General features: G+C 60.0%; 15 protein-coding genes and 1 tRNA gene. 15 read left to right on the plus strand and 1 reads right to left on the minus strand.

What is annotated here, in order from left to right; genetic code table 11:
- Positions 1-244 precede the first annotated feature (244 nt).
- From P1S46_07220 to P1S46_07265, 10 genes are all read left to right on the plus strand, one after another.
- The gene (locus P1S46_07220) at positions 245-1,210 is read left to right on the plus strand and encodes a DUF2232 domain-containing protein (protein MDF1536276.1); all 966 of its coding nucleotides are present in this window, start codon (positions 245-247) and stop codon (positions 1,208-1,210) included.
- 15 nt (positions 1,211-1,225) lie between these two features.
- Entirely contained in the window at positions 1,226-1,792 is a 567-nt protein-coding gene (gene rplI / locus P1S46_07225; protein ID MDF1536277.1) for a 50S ribosomal protein L9, read from the plus strand.
- A gap of 18 nt (positions 1,793-1,810) precedes the next feature.
- Positions 1,811-3,157, plus strand: coding sequence for a replicative DNA helicase (dnaB, locus tag P1S46_07230; GenBank protein ID MDF1536278.1), 1,347 nt, complete (start codon positions 1,811-1,813; stop codon positions 3,155-3,157).
- Positions 3,158-3,166: 9 nt separating this feature from the next.
- Positions 3,167-4,297 carry an alanine racemase gene (gene alr, locus P1S46_07235; GenBank protein ID MDF1536279.1) on the plus strand — a complete coding sequence of 377 codons (1,131 nt, stop codon included), beginning with the start codon at positions 3,167-3,169 and terminating at the stop codon, positions 4,295-4,297.
- Positions 4,298-4,503: 206 nt separating this feature from the next.
- Entirely contained in the window at positions 4,504-5,280 is a 777-nt protein-coding gene (locus P1S46_07240) for an ABC transporter permease (GenBank protein ID MDF1536280.1), read from the plus strand.
- Positions 5,280-6,041, plus strand: coding sequence for an ABC transporter ATP-binding protein (locus P1S46_07245; protein ID MDF1536281.1), 762 nt, complete (start codon positions 5,280-5,282; stop codon positions 6,039-6,041). The genes P1S46_07240 and P1S46_07245 overlap by 1 nt, the downstream gene beginning before the upstream one ends.
- Positions 6,042-6,272: 231 nt before the next feature.
- Positions 6,273-7,793, plus strand: a complete 1,521-nt coding sequence (locus tag P1S46_07250) for an MlaD family protein (protein MDF1536282.1) — start codon at positions 6,273-6,275, stop codon at positions 7,791-7,793.
- 4 nt (positions 7,794-7,797) lie between these two features.
- The gene (gene radA / locus P1S46_07255) at positions 7,798-9,150 is read left to right on the plus strand and encodes a DNA repair protein RadA (protein ID MDF1536283.1); all 1,353 of its coding nucleotides are present in this window, start codon (positions 7,798-7,800) and stop codon (positions 9,148-9,150) included.
- Between the two features lie 272 nt (positions 9,151-9,422).
- Positions 9,423-9,602 carry a hypothetical protein gene (locus P1S46_07260; protein ID MDF1536284.1) on the plus strand — a complete coding sequence of 60 codons (180 nt, stop codon included), beginning with the start codon at positions 9,423-9,425 and terminating at the stop codon, positions 9,600-9,602.
- 12 nt (positions 9,603-9,614) lie between these two features.
- A complete protein-coding gene (locus P1S46_07265; GenBank protein ID MDF1536285.1) occupies positions 9,615-10,934 on the plus strand; it encodes a multiheme c-type cytochrome in 1,320 nt (439 codons plus the stop codon).
- Positions 10,935-11,010: 76 nt separating this feature from the next.
- On the opposite strand, the gene P1S46_07270 is transcribed toward P1S46_07265, so the two are convergent.
- Complete coding sequence (locus tag P1S46_07270) at positions 11,011-11,415, minus strand: four helix bundle protein (GenBank protein ID MDF1536286.1); 405 nt, start codon at positions 11,413-11,415, stop codon at positions 11,011-11,013.
- A gap of 148 nt (positions 11,416-11,563) precedes the next feature.
- On the opposite strand from P1S46_07270, the gene dusB reads away from it, so the two are divergent.
- The 5 genes from dusB to P1S46_07295 all read left to right on the plus strand — a co-directional run bounded on the left by dusB (position 11,564) and on the right by P1S46_07295 (position 16,386).
- Entirely contained in the window at positions 11,564-12,535 is a 972-nt protein-coding gene (gene dusB / locus P1S46_07275; GenBank protein MDF1536287.1) for a tRNA dihydrouridine synthase DusB, read from the plus strand.
- Between the two features lie 136 nt (positions 12,536-12,671).
- Entirely contained in the window at positions 12,672-13,763 is a 1,092-nt protein-coding gene (locus P1S46_07280; GenBank protein MDF1536288.1) for an ATP-binding protein, read from the plus strand.
- A 320-nt stretch (positions 13,764-14,083) separates the two neighbouring features.
- Positions 14,084-15,508 carry a sigma-54 dependent transcriptional regulator gene (locus tag P1S46_07285; GenBank protein ID MDF1536289.1) on the plus strand — a complete coding sequence of 475 codons (1,425 nt, stop codon included), beginning with the start codon at positions 14,084-14,086 and terminating at the stop codon, positions 15,506-15,508.
- 432 nt (positions 15,509-15,940) lie between these two features.
- Positions 15,941-16,126 (plus strand): CooT family nickel-binding protein, encoded by a 186-nt coding sequence (locus P1S46_07290; GenBank protein MDF1536290.1) that lies wholly within the window; start codon positions 15,941-15,943, stop codon positions 16,124-16,126.
- Between the two features lie 184 nt (positions 16,127-16,310).
- Positions 16,311-16,386, plus strand: a tRNA-Thr gene (locus P1S46_07295).
- Positions 16,387-16,549 lie beyond the last annotated feature (163 nt).

The following is a 16,549-nucleotide window of genomic DNA, read 5'->3' on the forward strand; positions in this document are numbered from 1 at the left end:
AGCGTGGTTTTCGGTTCCCTCACGGATCGAACACACAGCCATTGGCACTCGATCCGGGCGCCTCTCCCAGGCGCGGCGGGTCATTGATTTGGGCGCCCCGCGCGGGGCGCGTTGATGGAATTTTTGCGGGTCCATCAACTTTATCACCTGTTGATTCGAAGGCATAAAGCATTAGAAAAGTTGTTCCGACAAACTTTTACGCAGCGTGTCAGGGTTTTCCGACACGCTGCCAGGGGAAGCGCCGGTGAATAATGAGGAAAGCCCGAAAGACAAAGCCGGTCTCTGGCTGCGCCTTCTGGGCTTTGCCCTCCTGCCCCTGACGGTTCAGGCTTTCCAGCCTGCCATCGGGGGCGCCCTGGGCATCATGGTACCCCTGCCCCTCGCCTACGGGATGACACGGCGGGGGTACCTCGAGGGAACCGCAGCCGTCAGTTTCATCGGCCTGTTGACCTCATTCATTCTCGGCGCCGGGCAAGGGTTTTATTTCCTGCTTGAGACCCTGCCCCTTTGTGTCGGGATCAGATGGACCGTCCGGTTCAGGGGACCCCTGTACCGCCCGGTGTTAACAGCGGTCGTGATGGTGGGGCTTTTTGCGCTGGCAGCGGCAACCCTGTACGGCGCGGCTACCGATACGGCCCCGGGTGAGCTTTACCGGCAAGCGATCAAGTCCATGGGACTGTTCGTGAACGATATGTCCGGGAGTTCGGGACTCTCGGACCAGGAGCAAAAGCAGGTCCTGTGGATGGTGGAACTCTGGCAGAGGATGTTTGTCGGCATCTGGCTGGCAACCCTTCTTCTGCTGGTGACTTTTTATTCCCTGCTTGTCCGGGGATGGATGATCGCCGCCGGTGCCATGGAGGACGACGGGTCAGCGCTCCTGTCACGATGGAAGCTGCCCTTCCCCTTCGTTTTCAGCTTTATCCTGGTGGCCTCCCTGGTCCTCCTCACGACGGGTACTGCCCGGGACGTTGCGTTGAACGCTCTCGTACCCCTGGCCGCCCTCTACGGGATCCAGGGAGTAGTGGTAGCGGGACACATGTTCACCCTCTGGGCGCTTCCGTCCTTTTTCAGGGTAATGGTCCTGGCTTTCGGGATCATCGCATTTCCACTATGGTTCATGGTCATGGTCGCCCTCATCGGGCTGTTCGACACATGGATAAATTTCAGACAGCGCTGGCCGCTGCAGATGCCGCCACCGCCTGTGACGTGACAAAGGAGCAAGAAGATGAAAGTGATCCTGTTGGAAGATGTTGACAACCTCGGCAGAATGGGTGACACCGTCATCGTGAAGGCCGGCTACGCACGCAACTTCCTGATCCCGAGAAAACAGGCTCTGGCGGCCACAACCCAGAACCTGAAGGCTCAGCAGAACCAGATCCAGTCACTCGAGCGCAGGAAGGACAAGATCATCGAAGGCGCCAGGAGCCTGTCCGAAAAGCTGGCCGGTGTCATGCTCTCCTTTACCCGCAAGTGCGGGGAAAAGGGCCAGCTGTTCGGTTCCGTGACCAACATGGATATCGCCGAAGCCCTCGCCGAATCGGGCCTCGAGATCAACAGGAAGGACATCGTCCTCGTTGAACCCATCAAAAGCCTCGGCGATTTCGACGTGACCATCAAACTCCACCACGACGTCGCACCCGTGATCAAGGTGACGGTCCTCCCGGAGGACGGACAGATCCCGGAAAGCGTGGTCGAAGAAGTGACCGAAGCGCCTGCCGCGACTGAAGAGCCGGCCGCCGACCAGGCTGCCGAGCCGACGGAAGAGGTAACGGCCGACGAAGATATAGAGTAAAACGACAAAAAGACCTCCATGAAACCCAACGGCACCGATATCAGGAAGGTCCCTCCGCAGAACCTGGAGGCGGAGAGGGCGGTCCTGGGTGCCGTCCTGATCGACAACGACTCCATCTACACGGTCATGGAGGTCCTCGTCCCATCGGATTTCCATCAGCCCTCCCATCGTCTTCTTTTTTCCACCATGCTGGAGCTGAGCGAGCGGGGTGAGCCCATCGATCTGGTGACCCTGGGCGATCGCCTGCGTTCGGCCGGCAACCTCGACAAGGCGGGGGGGCCCGACTACCTGCCTACCCTGGCCGACGAGGTGCCCACCTCCGCCGGCGTCGGCAACTATGCCAGGATCGTCAAGGAAAAGTCGGTCTTAAGGCACCTCATCGAAGCGTCTACCGAGATCGTCGCGGACTGTTTCCAATCGGCCGGGGACGTGGATGAACTCATCGACGAGGCCGAACGGCGCATTTTCGCCATCTCGGAGCAGAGGATCCGGTCCGGTTTCCTCTCCATGAAGGAGATCGTCAAGAGCAGTTTCAAGACCATCGAAGCGCTCTATGAGAAAAAGGAACACATCACAGGCGTCCCGACCGGGTTTGCCGACATCGACGAACTGACCTCGGGGTTCCAGCCCTCGGATCTCATCATCATCGCCGGGCGGCCTTCCATGGGAAAGACCGCCTTCTGCCTGAACATCGCCCAGAACGCCGCCCTCAAGAACAAGCTGACCGTGGCTGTTTTCAGCCTCGAGATGGCAAAAGAGCAGCTTGTCATGCGGATGCTCTGCGCCGAGGCCCGTATCGACGCCCACCGCCTCCGGAGCGGCTTCCTGGGAACCACCGACTGGCCGAAACTGAGCACCGCTGCGGGCCGGCTGGCCGAAACATCCATCTTTATCGACGACACCCCGGCCATCAACTCCATGGAAATGAGAGCCAAATCCAGGCGGCTCAAGGCCGACAAGGGACTGGACCTCATCATCGTCGACTACATGCAGCTGATGTCCAGCCGAGGCCGCAGCGACAGCCGGGAACAGGAGATCTCCGAGATCAGCCGTTCGTTGAAGGCCCTCGCAAAGGAACTGCGAGTGCCCGTGGTCGCCCTGTCCCAGCTCAACCGGGGTGTCGAAAGCCGCCAGGACAAGCGGCCTATCCTGGCCGACCTCCGTGAGTCCGGAGCCATCGAACAGGACGCCGACGTCATCATCTTCATCTACAGGGACGAGGTCTACAACAAGGAGAGCATGGACAAGGGTGTCGCCGAGATCATCATCGGGAAGCAACGGAACGGACCCGTAGGAATGCGGAAGCTCACCTGGCTTGACAAGTACACCAGGTTCGAGGATATGACCGACCGTGACAGCTACTAGGAGACACGGATGAGGAATGGTGCTGACAGGGGGACCGCCTGGATCGACATCGATCTGAAGGCGCTCCGGTCGAATTTCAGGCGGGCCGCTGACAGCCTTCCTGACGACCTGCCCATCATCGCCGTGGTCAAGGCCAACGCCTACGGCCATGGGGCTATCCCGATCAGCCGGACCCTGGTCGAGGAAGGCGCTTCCATCCTGGGGGTGGCCACGGTCCTGGAGGCCCGAGAGCTGCGTGAAGCCGGCATCGAGGGCCGCATCCTCATCCTCGGGAGGATGGTGGCCGGTCAGATACCCGCCGCCCTGCGCTGGAAGGCCGAGATCACCGTCCATCACCGCGAAATGGCCGAACTCCTGTCCTTCGCGGCGGTGGCAAAGGGTGTCACCGTCCCCGTCCACGTCAAGGTGGACACCGGGATGACCCGCCTCGGCTTCGACTGGCTGACCGCCCATGAAGAGATCGAACGGGTGGCCTCCCTGCCGGGGCTGGACCTCAAATGCGTCTTCACCCACTTTGCCAACGCCGATTTCGCCGACAGGGAGTTCACCGGGATACAGATCCGGAGGTTCGAAGAGCTCCGGGCAAAGCTGGCCGGTACAAAGCCCGGCATCTGCTGTCACCTGGCCAACTCCGCTGCCATCCTCACGGGCCAGGTACCGGACGGTTCCGGTGTCAGGCCCGGGCTCATGCTCTACGGCTCACCACCAGGCGACAATATCCCCCTGGGCGGGATCAATCCCATCCTGACATGGAAGTGCCGGATCGTGCAGGTCCGGGACGTTCCCACAGGGGTCGGCATAAGCTACGGGCACGATTTCTTCACAACCCGGGAAAGCCGCATCGCCACCGCGGCAGTGGGCTATGCTGACGGGTTCATGCGGGTTCTCACCAACAAGGCCCAGGTCCTCGTCCGGGGGAAACGCGCCCCCGTAGTGGGCCGCGTAACCATGGATATGATCATGGTGGATATCACCGACATCCCTGAAGCCGTCACAGGCGACGAGGTGGTCCTCATCGGCCGCCAGGGAGACGAGACCATCACCGCCGAGGAGATGGCAGCCTGGGCGGGCACCATCAGCTACGAGATCTACTGCGGCCTGTCGACCAGGGTGCCGCGATTTTATAGCGATGGACACTGAGAACCTGTCATCCATCGCTGTAAGGGGGTAACGGGGTATCGGTGTAAGGGAGTAAAACCAAAAGAAGCGAAATTCTCCGACACAGGGATGCTCCGACACGTTTTCCGCTTTTACCCCGACACACCGATACTCCGATACAACACATTTCCTCCCCTCTCCCCTCTTCCCCTCTTCCCCTCTTCCCCTCTTCCATAGTAGATTACCCCATGCGCATCATCGCGGCTCTCGATTGGGTGGGGACTCGAACCCTGTCCTACATGGACGAAGCGGGAACGGGCGTCCTCCTGTTTCTCAAGGTCCTGCGCGGCCTTTTTCATCGTCCCTTTCCCCTGAAACTGACCCTCGAACAGATGGAAGAGGTCGGGGTCCGTTCCCTTCCCGTTGTCCTCATCACGGCCATCTTCACCGGGGCGGTCCTTGCCCTCCAGACCTACAGCGGTTTCAAGCGGTTCGGCGCGGAAGGGCTGGTGGGGACGGTGGTGGCCCTTTCCATGACCCGGGAGCTGGGCCCCGTTCTCGCCAGCATCATGGTGGCGGGACGGGTCGGGTCGTCCATGGCCGCCGAGCTCGGCACCATGCGGGTCACCGAGCAGATCGACGCCCTGATCACCCTGGCTACCGATCCGGTGCGCTACCTCGTCCTTCCACGCTTCATCGCGGGGCTGTTCATGCTCCCCATCCTTGTGGTGTTCGCCGATCTCATCGGGATCATGGGTGGATATTTTGTCGCTGTGAATGTCCTGGGCACCAGCAGCACCACCTACATCAACAGGACCCTCCAGTACCTGGAGTTTTCAGACGTTTCGGTGGGACTGGTCAAGGCGGCGGTGTTCGGGATGATCATTTCCCTCGTGGGGTGCCAGATGGGCTTTTTCACCGAGGGCGGCGCGGAAGGGGTTGGACGGGCGACCACAAAAGCGGTGGTGGGAGCCTCCATCCTTATCCTCATCTCCAACTATTTCCTCACCGCTCTCCTTTTCTGATGAACGAAACCTCGACAATAAAGGTCAGGGACCTGAAAAAATCCTTCGGCGACAAGGTCGTCCTGGACGGTGTGAACGTGGACATCCGGCCCGGCGAGTCCGTCGTGGTCATCGGACAGAGCGGGGTGGGCAAAAGCGTCCTCATAAAGTGCATCATCGGCATTCTCAAACCCGATTCCGGGACCATCGAGATCGACGGCCAACTCGTCACCGCTCCGGGCTTTAAAGAGTGGGACAGCGTCCGCCGAAAGTTCGGAATGCTGTTCCAGTACGCGGCCCTGTTCGACTCCCTGAAAGTCTGGGAGAATGTAGGGTTCGCCCTTCTCCAGCACACCAGGATGACAACCCAGCAGGTCAAGGAACTGGCCGAGGAAAAGCTGCGCATGGTGGGCCTGCCCGGCATCCTGGACCTCATGCCGTCGGAACTTTCAGGCGGGATGCGCAAGCGGGTGGGCCTCGCCAGGGCCATCGCCATTGAACCTGCGATCATGCTCTACGACGAACCCACCACAGGGCTCGATCCAATCCGGGCCGACTCCATCAACGATCTCATCATCCAGCTGAGGGAAGAGCTCGGGGTCGCCTCCATCACCATTACCCACGACATGGTGAGCGCCTACAAGATCGCCGACCGTATCACCATGCTCTACAAGGGAAAACTCATCGCCACAGGAACTCCCGACGAGATCCGGAGTTCGGACAACCCCTTTGTCCAGCAGTTCATCCACGGAAAAGCGGAGGGGCCGATAAGGGATGAATAAGCTGCAGCGGTGCAGCCCATGTTCCTCCGGAACGAGGGGGAGAGGGCGAGGGGGAGACGGGGAGAAAGATCTTTGAAATTCCTCCACCTATGAAAAGCAGAAGACACAAAAGCCCGGTGGCCTTGCTATTTAAAGGGGAAAAAGCATATTCTTGGAAGATTGGTCCAGGCCCGATTTTCTCCTGACTACCGGCTCCTGGATTCTGGCTCCCGGATTATATGAGAGAAATCCATGAGAAGTTTCAAGACAGAAACATATGTCGGCCTTTTCGTCCTCACGGGGTTCCTCATCTTCATATGGGGAACAACCCAGATCACCAACCTGGGCGATGACGGAGGGTACGAGCTTTACGCCGTCTTCGACAACGCCGCGGGCCTCGACATCAACGCCCCCGTGCGCATGGTCGGTGTCAACATCGGACGGGTCCGCTCCATCGATATCACCGACAGAAAGGCCTGGCTGGCCCTCTTAATCGATAAGGACCGTCAGGTTGACCGGAACGCCACGGTCTCCATCCGCAGCCAGGGCATCCTGGGCGACAAGTTCGTAGGCGTGGACCCCGGGGACAGCGGAAGTTACTACAACCCGGGCGACACCATCACACGCACACGCGCCGGCGCCGATCTCGACAGGCTCATGGATTCGCTCCAGACGGCCGGCCAGGACCTTTCAGCCATCCTTTCCAGCCTCCGCAAGGTCATCGGAACCGAGGACGGCGAACGATCCATGGCCGAGATCCTGGAAAACACCCGCGCCCTTTCATCCAACCTTTCCGCCATGGTCAGCGACAACCGGGACCGGGTAGACAACATCATGGTCAACCTGGACCACCTGACCTCGAAGCTGGACGGGATCGCAGGGGATAACAGGGAGGATATCAGGGAGGTCATCGCCAACATCCGGCAGGTCACCGAGGACATCCGGGACGACCTGCCCCGTCTCACGCAAAAGCTGGAAGGCGCCGCCGACCAGGTGTCCGGGGTCCTTTCGGACAACCGGGAGTCGGTCAAGGTGACCGTCGAGCAGATCAGGAAGGACGCCGAGCTGCTGGAGGAGACCCTCGCGTCGCTCCGTACGGTGGCCCGGCGTATCGAGAGCGGCGAGGGAACGGTGGGCAAGCTCATCAACGAGGACGAAACCTATATCAGCCTCAACGAGACCCTCGGCAGCCTCAGCAAGGCCATGAAGAAGGGGGAACAGCTCCAGATCAACCTCGACATCCACGGCCACTACCTCAGCGAGATCGAGGGGACCAAGGGGTACCTGACCATGGATATCAAGCCGACTCCCGACAAGTTCTACCGGCTTGAGCTGGTGGACGACCCGGAGGGGCTCAGAGACTGGACCAACACCACCGTCACGGAGGTAATTCCCCCGGCGCCCCCCACTACAACCATCACGGACGAAATCCGCTACCAGGATCGCCTCAAGTTCTCCATTGAACTCGGCCGCAGGATCCACGACACCGTTTTCCGCCTCGGATATATCGAATCGGCCTTCGGTTTCGGTGTCGACCGCTACTTCGCCGGCGATGACATGAGACTGTCACTCGACGCATGGGAACTGGATCGGGATGAGAACGCCCGGGTACGGGTGGCCGCGTCCTTCAGGTTCTGGGATCTTTTCCACCTGGACGTGGGGGCCGAGGACATCATCAACGAGAACCGCGACCCCATGTTCATGGTCGGCTTCGGTCTGTCGTTCATCGACGAGGATCTGAAGTACCTCCTGGCCAAATCTCCCATTCCCTGACGCCATGGCCCGCCGCAGCACCCTCTTCGTATGCCAGAACTGCGGCTCCACCTCTCCCAAGTGGATGGGCCGCTGCCCGGACTGCTCCACGTGGGGCTCCCTCCTGGAGGAAGCGCGCCAGGACAGCCGTTCTACCGGTTCCCGACCGGCGGCCCTCGAGCCCCTGCCTCTGACCAGCATTCCTGAAGATTCCTCCCAACGCGTCCCCTCCGGTCTTGGTGAACTGGACCGGGTCCTGGGCGGGGGAATGGTCCCCGGCTCGGCCATCCTCCTGGGCGGCGATCCGGGTATCGGAAAATCAACCCTCATCCTCCAGATCCTGTCCGGACTGGCCGGCGGAGGGCGCAAGGTCCTGTACGTGACCGCGGAAGAGTCCATGAGGCAGATCCGGATGAGAGCGCTGAGGACAGGATCGGAGAGCGGGAATCTCATGGTCCTGGCAGAGACCGATTTTTCCGCCGTCGCGGAAACGATCAGGGCCTCGTCCCCCGATACGGTGGTGCTGGACTCCGTCCAGGCCCTGTATCATCCTGACATCGGCTCATCTCCGGGAAGCATAAGCCAGGTCAGGGAGATAGCCAACGTGGCCGTGGGCATCGCCAAGAGCATGGAGATCACCACCTGGCTCATCGGCCACGTCACCAAGGAGGGCTCCATCGCCGGACCGAGGGCCCTCGAGCACCTGGTGGACACCGTGCTTTACTTCGAGGGGGACTCCACCCACGCCTACCGGATCCTCCGCGCGGTGAAAAACCGTTACGGTTCCACCAACGAGATCGCCCTTCTCGAGATGACCGGCCAGGGGCTCGTGGAGGTCAGCGATCCCGCCGGGCTGTTCCTTCCCTCCTCCGGCGCAAATTCACCCGGCTCCACTGTCGTCATGGGGCTGGAGGGATCGAGGACCCTCCTCGTCGAGGTCCAGGCCCTGGTGGCCCAGACACCGTTCGCAAACCCCAGACGCACTGTTTCGGGAGCTGACCTGTCCCGGGTGCTGCTGATACTGGCGGTCCTGGACCGGCGCGCGGGGATCGGGTCCGGAGGCATGGACGTTTTCGTCAACGTCGCGGGGGGGCTGCGGCTCACCGAACCGGCGGCGGACCTTGGAATCGCCCTGGCCCTGGTGTCGAGCATGTGGGAAAAACCGATGATCGAAAAAACCGCCGTGTGCGGGGAATTGGGCCTGTCGGGCGAAGTGCGCCCCGTCATGCGGCTGGAGAGCCGGCTGCGCGAGGCGGCCAGGCTTGGTCTGACCCGGGCCATCGTCCCCGCTGCCGGTGCCGACAAGCTGCCAGGGATAAAAGGCATGGAGGTCGTCCCGGTAGAAACGATCGAGGACGCCATCGAGGCATCTTTTTGAAGTCATGGCAAAAAAACCTGCCATGTCTCCAGAAAGATGCCTGTAATTACTCTTCCCTTCGAAACAGCAAATAAATTCCAATTTGGAACCATGACGTTAACCGAAAAACACCAGGGAACCCGGGGGGAACATGGCAGATTACCGGGCCAGGCAATCATCGGCCTTGCGGCTGTTTGTCTCTCCGCGTCGCCCCATCGCCGCGTCACCGCGTCTAAACCCAAGCTCCCTCTTCCTCCATCGCCACGATTCTGTATAATACCGGCATGACAACGATGGCACCCGGATATAAGCTTCCTTCCCCTCTTCTCCTTTTCCTGGCTCCCATCCTTTTCGCACTCCTTCTTTTCGCGGCGCTGAACTTCAGCTGCAGGAGCGCCAAGGCGCCCCCGAGCGGCGAGATCACCCTCTTTTACACATCGGACGTGGGCGGGCGTCTTGATCCCTGCGGGTGAAAGACCGTTCAGGTGGGGGGTCTTCCCCGCCGAGCCACCTTCCTTTCCAACCAGAGGGCCAAGGGCCTGCCCGACCTGACCCTCGACTCCGGCAACATCTTCGCGGACCGCCCCCCCTCCGAGGCTTCCCTGGAGTCCACCCTTGAAAAGGCCCAGCTTTTGGTGCGGATCATGTCCCAACTGGGATACGAAGCCGCCGCGGTAGGCGAGATGGAGCTTTACCTGGGTCTCGAAAACCTCCGGGCCCTGAGCGAAAAGGCTTCATTCAGGTTCCTTTCCGCTAACCTGACAGGCCCCGATGGCGCGCTTCTCTTTGATTCCCACCGCGTTTTCCGAAAGGGGTCCCTTACGGTTGGTGTCGTCGGGCTGACATCGGCGCCATCCAACCAGTCCCTCTTTGAGCAGCGCATGGGTCAAAGCCGGGTCATTGATCCCGTCAAGGCTGCAGCGGACGTCGTTTCCGGGATCAGGAACCGTTGCGACCTCGTTGTAGTCCTGTCCAGCCTGGGATACGACCAGGACCTCGACCTTGCCAGGGCCGTTAACGGGATCGACATCATCATCGGCGCCAAGAACCGCCGGTTCATGAAAAAACCGGTGATCGAAGAGGGCACCATGGTGACCACCGGTTATTTCCAGGGGCGGGCGGTGGGTCAGATCACCGTTACCCTCCAGGGGGATCACCGGGGCTGGGCCTCAAGGGAGGAACTGGCCTTTATCCGGAGGCAGATCGACACGGCCCGTGAAAGGGTCCGGACCCCGGGCGACGAGGAACGGCTGGCGAGGCTCCTTGAAAACCAGGAAAAGGCGCAAGCGCTGACCCTTTACGACGCCGACATGGTCAACCTCACTCCCGATTTCACCGGCGACCCCGATGTGGCCGGAATCATAAGCGCCTACCGTCAGGGCCTCAATGCAAAACAGCCTGGCGGGACCACGGGCGGCGGTGAAGAAGGGCCTGTACGCTACATCGGCGCTGAAAAGTGCCGGGGATGCCACGAAGGTCGATACCGTTTCTGGTCCCGGACACCTCACCGCGCGGCGCTGAGCACCCTGGCCCTTAAGGACGCCGATGCCGACCCCGACTGCGTCCCCTGCCACGTCACAGGCTACGAACGGCTCACCGGGTACTGGCCCAAGGCGCCGCGAAGGGACCTCGAGGGTGTCCAGTGCGAATCGTGTCACGGCATCGGCTCGCTCCACGCGGCCACACCCGAGCTGCACAGCCTCCTTCACCTCCCCGCCGCGCCCCAGTGCATCGACTGCCACACGGAGGAACAGGACGACGATTTCGATTTCCTCCGCGATAAGGTGAAAGTGTGCGCGGAGTAAGCAAAATGACCATTACTTCCGAACACGTTCCGGAGTGACGGGGTATCGGAGTAACGGGGTAACAGCATTAAACATATCATTCAGGGTCATCTGATGAGTTTTTTCTGATAAGCCATTTGTCCGCGTTATTGATCATTATTACTATTTGTCCCATGACCAAATCATAGTTCTCCTCAAGTCTCCTGGCATATTCAGCATCAAGGTATTTACAACTACGTGCAAAATCCAGCCAGACCTGTGTTTTACACGCTTCACTTTCAGCATCACTTAGTTTGGAGATAAATGCGGCCTTGTACCGGCGTTTCCTCCATCCCTCAGCGATATTGCTGCATACAGACCTGGACGAACGCCTCATCTGATCGACCATTGAATATTTCTCAGATACCGGGGATTTTTCGGTTGCTTTAAAAATCTCCATGGCAGCCTTTTTCGCGTTAATGTAGACTCTCAGTTCCCTGTATGAACTAGCAAATGTGGCCAACACACCACCCCTTTATCCAAAACATGCGATTCACACTATTAGTGCAGATGAATAACGCAATTGTGATGCCTTTTCTCCGATCCACCGACACACCGATACTCCGACACACGCGATCAACGGCTTTCCGAGCCGTAATAGAGATCATGAAATGATCAAACCATTAAATATCGGAAATATCCGGATCGAAAATCCGTTGATCCTCGCCCCTCTCGCCGGCATCACCAACCTCCCCTTCCGGGTCGTGTGCCGCATGGGCGGAGCGGGGCTGGTCTGGAGCGAGATGATAAGCTCCAGGGCCCTTCACTTCAGGGACCGCCGCACCAATGACATGATCGTTTTCGATCCTGGTGAACATCCCGTGGCCGCCCAGATCTTCGGCAGGGATCCGGGGGAGATGGCCGATGCCGCAAGGCTCATCTCAGAAAAGGGCGCTGATATCATCGACATCAACATGGGGTGCCCGGTCAAAAAGATCCTGAAAAGCGGCAGCGGCGTCCAGCTCATGAGGGAACCTGACCTCGCCCGCTCCATCGTCCGGGAGGTGGTCAAGGCCGCCGGGTGCCCGGTGACGGTCAAGTTCCGGCTCGGGTGGTCGGAAAGCGAGATAAACTTCCTGGAACTGGGGAAAGTGTTCGAGGAGGAAGGGGCCGCGGCCCTCGTCCTGCACCCACGCACCCGCATGCAGGGGTTCACAGGGGCTGCGGATATTCAGGCCATCGGAAAGCTTGTCGAGGCGGTGACGATCCCGGTCGTCGGCAGCGGCGGCGTGTCCGGCGGTCAGGCCGCCTTGAGCATGATCTCCCGGACCGGGTGCGCGGGGGTGATGATCGGACGGGCAGCCCTTGGAAAACCGTGGATTTTTGATGAGATCCATGCCTATATTACAGGCAAAGAAAAACATGCTGGACTGGAATTCCGCTCGAATCTTGTGCAGAAACACATTGAACTGCTCCTGGAGCACCTTCCCGGACACCGCAGCGTGGGACACCTGAGGAAACATCTGGCCTGGTACAGCAAGGGGTTCGGGGGAGGGGCGGCGTTCCGGAGGGAAATCAACAGGCTTTTGGAACCACATGAAATTGTAAAGGCTGCTGAGGACTTTTTCTCGTCAACCTTTTAGTGGTGCCAAAAGCCATGTGTATCGGGGTAACGGTGTAAGGAAGTATCGGCGTAACAGAGTAAAACCTCGGGTTTTCACCCCGACACTCCGACACTCCGATACAATTTTTCCAGCGACAAACGACACAGGAAAAATTTTGTCACTCGAATCTCTCTTAACAGACTCCCTCCTCGAGGGCCTTTTCATCTTCGACGCCGAGGCGCGCCTTGTGCGGATCAACCCTTCGGGCGAGCGCATCCTGGGCAGATCCGAGCGTACGGCAGCCGGTAAGTTTGCCGGCGAGATCTTCGACTCGTCCCCCGGGATCAGCGGCCTTGTGAAAGCGGCGCTGGAGGAGGGACGGGCCGTGGTCCAGAGCGGTCTGACCATGCCGGCGCCCGACGGCAAAAAGTTCAACCTGTCGGTGAGCGTCTCTCCCCTTCAGGACGCGGACGGCACCCTGGAAGGGGTCGCCCTCCTCATCCGCGACGAGACCCTCCTGAAAGAGCTGGACCGTTCCCAGCGCCGGGCCGACCAGCTGGCTACTCTGGGCATTCTCAACGTCGGCATGGCCCACGAGATCAAGAACCCCCTCGGGGGCATCAAGGGCGCGACCCAGCTGCTCAAGTCCGAGATCGGGGAGGGCACCCGGGGCAGCTCCCTCGACGAGTATTGCGACGTGATCCTCCGGGAGGTCGACCGCATCGACAGTCTTCTCGATGGCCTTCTCGCCGCGGTGCCCCGGGGGGACCTGCGCCACTCCGGGATCAATATCCACGAGATCCTCAACGAGGTGGTCACCCTTCTGGAGCTTTCCGGAGAAACCGCCGGGCTGACATTCGAACGCCTTTATGATCCAAGCCTTCCCCACATCCGCGGGGACAGGAACGGCCTTACCCAGGTCTTTTTGAACCTTCTGAAGAATTCCGTGGAAGCCTCCCCCCCTGGAGGGCAGATCGTCGTCCGGACCCTTGTTCCGGTGGGAGCGCCCCTGACGGCACCAAGCGCCCCGGGGAACAGCCACCGGGGGGCCTTTTTAGAGGTCGAAGTGGAGGACCGCGGGCCGGGGTTCGATCCCGGCGTGACGGAGTTTGCGGCGCCGTTCTTCACCACCAAGCCCAAGGGAGTCGGCCTCGGCCTCGTCATCAGCGAGCAGATCGTCCAGAACCACGGCGGTTCCCTGACCCTGGACAACCGGGAGGGGGGCGGGGCGGTGGTGCGCGTGTTTTTGCCGCTGAATATGGGGTAGCACAGAAGGTCCTGGCTACCCGCATGTATGGGTGTAACGGAGTATGGGGGTAACGGGGAAAGATCTAAAACCGGCTAACCACAGCACGACCCCTTGCAGGTCGTCCCACAGGGTGACACAGAGGAAAGATCATATTTTATAGCCTTGATCAACCCTGTGTAACCCCGCTTAGCCACGGCGAAGCTGCAAGCCGAAGGTCCTGAGCTAGTCGAAGGGGCGAAGGCCAGTGTACCCTGTGGTTAAAAGCTTTTTAATGAACTGTGGTGATACCGCCGCGTTTTATTCAGATATTTTTTTTGAAACACCATTTGGGAGAGATAATGCCAAAAAAAATATTGGTGATCGAAGACGACCAGTCCATGCGGTGGGTGCTGGAAAAATCCCTGGCCAGGGAAGGGCACTTCGTCACCACGGCTCCCGACGGACGTTCCGGCCTGGCTGCCGCCCTGGAGGTAACCCCGGACCTCGTCATCCTGGACATCCTCATGCCCGACATTGACGGGCTGACCGTCCTTCGCAAGCTGAAAGAGTCCCGGCCCCAGGTCCCCGTTCTCATCATCACCGCCCAGAACATCATGACCCACGCGGTGGAGGCCATGCGGCGCGGCGCCTACGACTACCTCCCCAAACCCTTCGACATCGCGGTCCTGGTAGAACGCGTCTCCCGCGGGCTGGCCCAGGCGGAATCGACAACTCCCCGGAAGGGGGAGGACCCGATCCCTGCCGAGATGGAAGACATGATCGGGAAATCCCCTCTCATGGAAGGCCTGTTCAAGGCCATGGGCCGGGTGGCGGCAAGCGACGCCACGGTGCTCGTCCTGGGCGAGAGCGGCACGGGCAAGGAGCTTGTCGCCAGGGCCATCCACCGGTTCAGCAACCGGGTTGACGGCCCCTTCGTCGCCGTCAACGCCTCCGCCATCCCCAGTGAACTTCTGGAAAGCGTCCTCTTCGGCCACGAGAAAGGATCGTTCACCGGCGCCACCGACACCCGGAAGGGCAAGTTCGAACTCGCCGAAGGCGGCACCCTGTTCCTGGACGAGATCGGGGACATGCCAACAAACCTCCAGGCCAAGATCCTGCGGGTGCTGGAAAGTCGCGAGTTCGAAAGAGTGGGCGGACAGCGTTCCCTTGCCGCCGACGTCCGCGTTATCTCGGCCACGCACCGGGAGCTTTGGGACGCGGTGAAGGAGGGGGACTTCCGGGAGGACCTTTACTACCGCCTCAACGTGGTATCCCTGAGGATCCCGCCCCTTCGTGAGCGGAAAGAGGACATCCCCATCCTGGCCGGGCATTTCCTCAAGGTCTTCGCCGACGAGGCGGGCATCGAACCGAAGAGCCTGTCCGACCCCGCCATGGCGGCTCTCATCAGGCACGTGTGGCCCGGCAACGTCCGTGAACTGCTCAACACCCTCAAGAGGGCCTCGGTCCTGGCCACAGACAGGGTCATCCAGGTCGCGGACCTGGGTCTCACATCCGAGGGGGCCGACCGCGGGGCGGGGGAATCCTTCGAAGGTTTCCTGAGGGAGTGGCTGCAGGAGATCGTGGCGCCCTGGAGCGCCATGGAGGAAGGGGACCTGTACGACCAGGTCCTGTCCAAGGTGGAAAAACCGCTGTTCGAGATGACCATGAACTCGGTGAAAGGCAACCAGGTCCGCGCCGCCAGGGTGCTGGGGATAAACAGGAATACGCTTCGCGAGCGATTGAGAAAGTACGAACTGTTGAAGAAAAAGTCCGGGAAGGAATAGCGTCCGCAGTAAGACACGGGGACACGGGAGGGAGAAGAACGTGGGAGTATGGGGGGAAGAGCAGGCGCATGGGCGAGGGGGTTAAAAGCGGTCCAATGCCCAAGCTTGTCATCGCGAGGCAGTAGTCCGGGCCGAAGCGATCCCGGTTTCTGTAAAGGCGGTCAAGGCTGCCTCACGCGGAGGCGCGGCCGGCTGAAGGCCGCTTCGCAGAGAAAGGCTGACATCAGGAGAAACCACCCCGTTATTCCGGACGAGGCGACCTGTCACGGCATAGCTCCGAAGGAGCGACGACGGAAGCCTCGATCCGGAATCCAGGAAGGCGCGGTTCCTGCCTCTTGCGTTCCCCCTTTCCCTTCCCTAAAATGTAGGCCTGTTGAAACTGTAAACCGTAAACTGTGAACCGGAAACTTCAAGCTCCGAAGGAGATTGATCATGTGCAACGAATCAGCATTTGTCCTCTTTCACAAGGATGGCCACCAGCACCTGGACGACATCGACCTTATCGAGGTGGAGGAAGGGCAGCTCCGCATCAAGGACATGAAGGGCAACGAGACGGTGATCCCTGGGCGGATCAGGACGATCGACCTGGTCAACCGGAGAATTGAAACTGCTGAATGAAAGCCGGTTCCAATTCTCCGGTATGCAGAGTGCAAAGTGCAGGGTGCAGAGGGAAAAACAGCTGTTTTCTCTACACTCTACACACTACACACTGCACTGCTGAGCTGTCCCGGCATTTTGAACATCCCTTCCCTTCCCTTGACAGTCTATACCCTTTTTCATAAGATGTGCCGCCGTTCAATATGCCGGGATAGCTCAGTCGGTAGAGCAGCTGATTCGTAATCAGCAGGTCGTCGGTTCAAGTCCGATTCCCGGCTCCAGCTCAAAATAAAACCCCATCCAGAAGGATGGGGTTTTATTTTGAGCCCGTGGCATAGGTGCCGGTCGGACTTGAACTTGACCGAAGGTCAGCTAGACCCTCGGCTGTAAGCCGAGGGCTTGAAGTGGCGCGTCGAATGAATTCGACTTGAAGCGCCACTTGAT

The sequence above is a fragment of the bacterium genome, assembly GCA_029210545.1.
In the GTDB taxonomy this organism is placed as follows: domain Bacteria; phylum BMS3Abin14; class BMS3Abin14; order BMS3Abin14; family BMS3Abin14; genus JARGFV01.

Coding starts and splice junctions, on each gene's coding strand:
- rplI (MDF1536277.1), top strand. CDS start 1,226: ATGAAAGTGATCCTGTTGGAAGATGTTGACAACCTCGGCAGAATGGGT.
- dnaB (MDF1536278.1), top strand. CDS start 1,811: ATGAAACCCAACGGCACCGATATCAGGAAGGTCCCTCCGCAGAACCTG.
- alr (MDF1536279.1), top strand. CDS start 3,167: ATGAGGAATGGTGCTGACAGGGGGACCGCCTGGATCGACATCGATCTG.
- P1S46_07240 (MDF1536280.1), top strand. CDS start 4,504: ATGCGCATCATCGCGGCTCTCGATTGGGTGGGGACTCGAACCCTGTCC.
- P1S46_07245 (MDF1536281.1), top strand. CDS start 5,280: ATGAACGAAACCTCGACAATAAAGGTCAGGGACCTGAAAAAATCCTTC.
- P1S46_07250 (MDF1536282.1), top strand. CDS start 6,273: ATGAGAAGTTTCAAGACAGAAACATATGTCGGCCTTTTCGTCCTCACG.
- radA (MDF1536283.1), top strand. CDS start 7,798: ATGGCCCGCCGCAGCACCCTCTTCGTATGCCAGAACTGCGGCTCCACC.
- P1S46_07260 (MDF1536284.1), top strand. CDS start 9,423: ATGGCACCCGGATATAAGCTTCCTTCCCCTCTTCTCCTTTTCCTGGCT.
- dusB (MDF1536287.1), top strand. CDS start 11,564: ATGATCAAACCATTAAATATCGGAAATATCCGGATCGAAAATCCGTTG.
- P1S46_07285 (MDF1536289.1), top strand. CDS start 14,084: ATGCCAAAAAAAATATTGGTGATCGAAGACGACCAGTCCATGCGGTGG.
- P1S46_07290 (MDF1536290.1), top strand. CDS start 15,941: ATGTGCAACGAATCAGCATTTGTCCTCTTTCACAAGGATGGCCACCAG.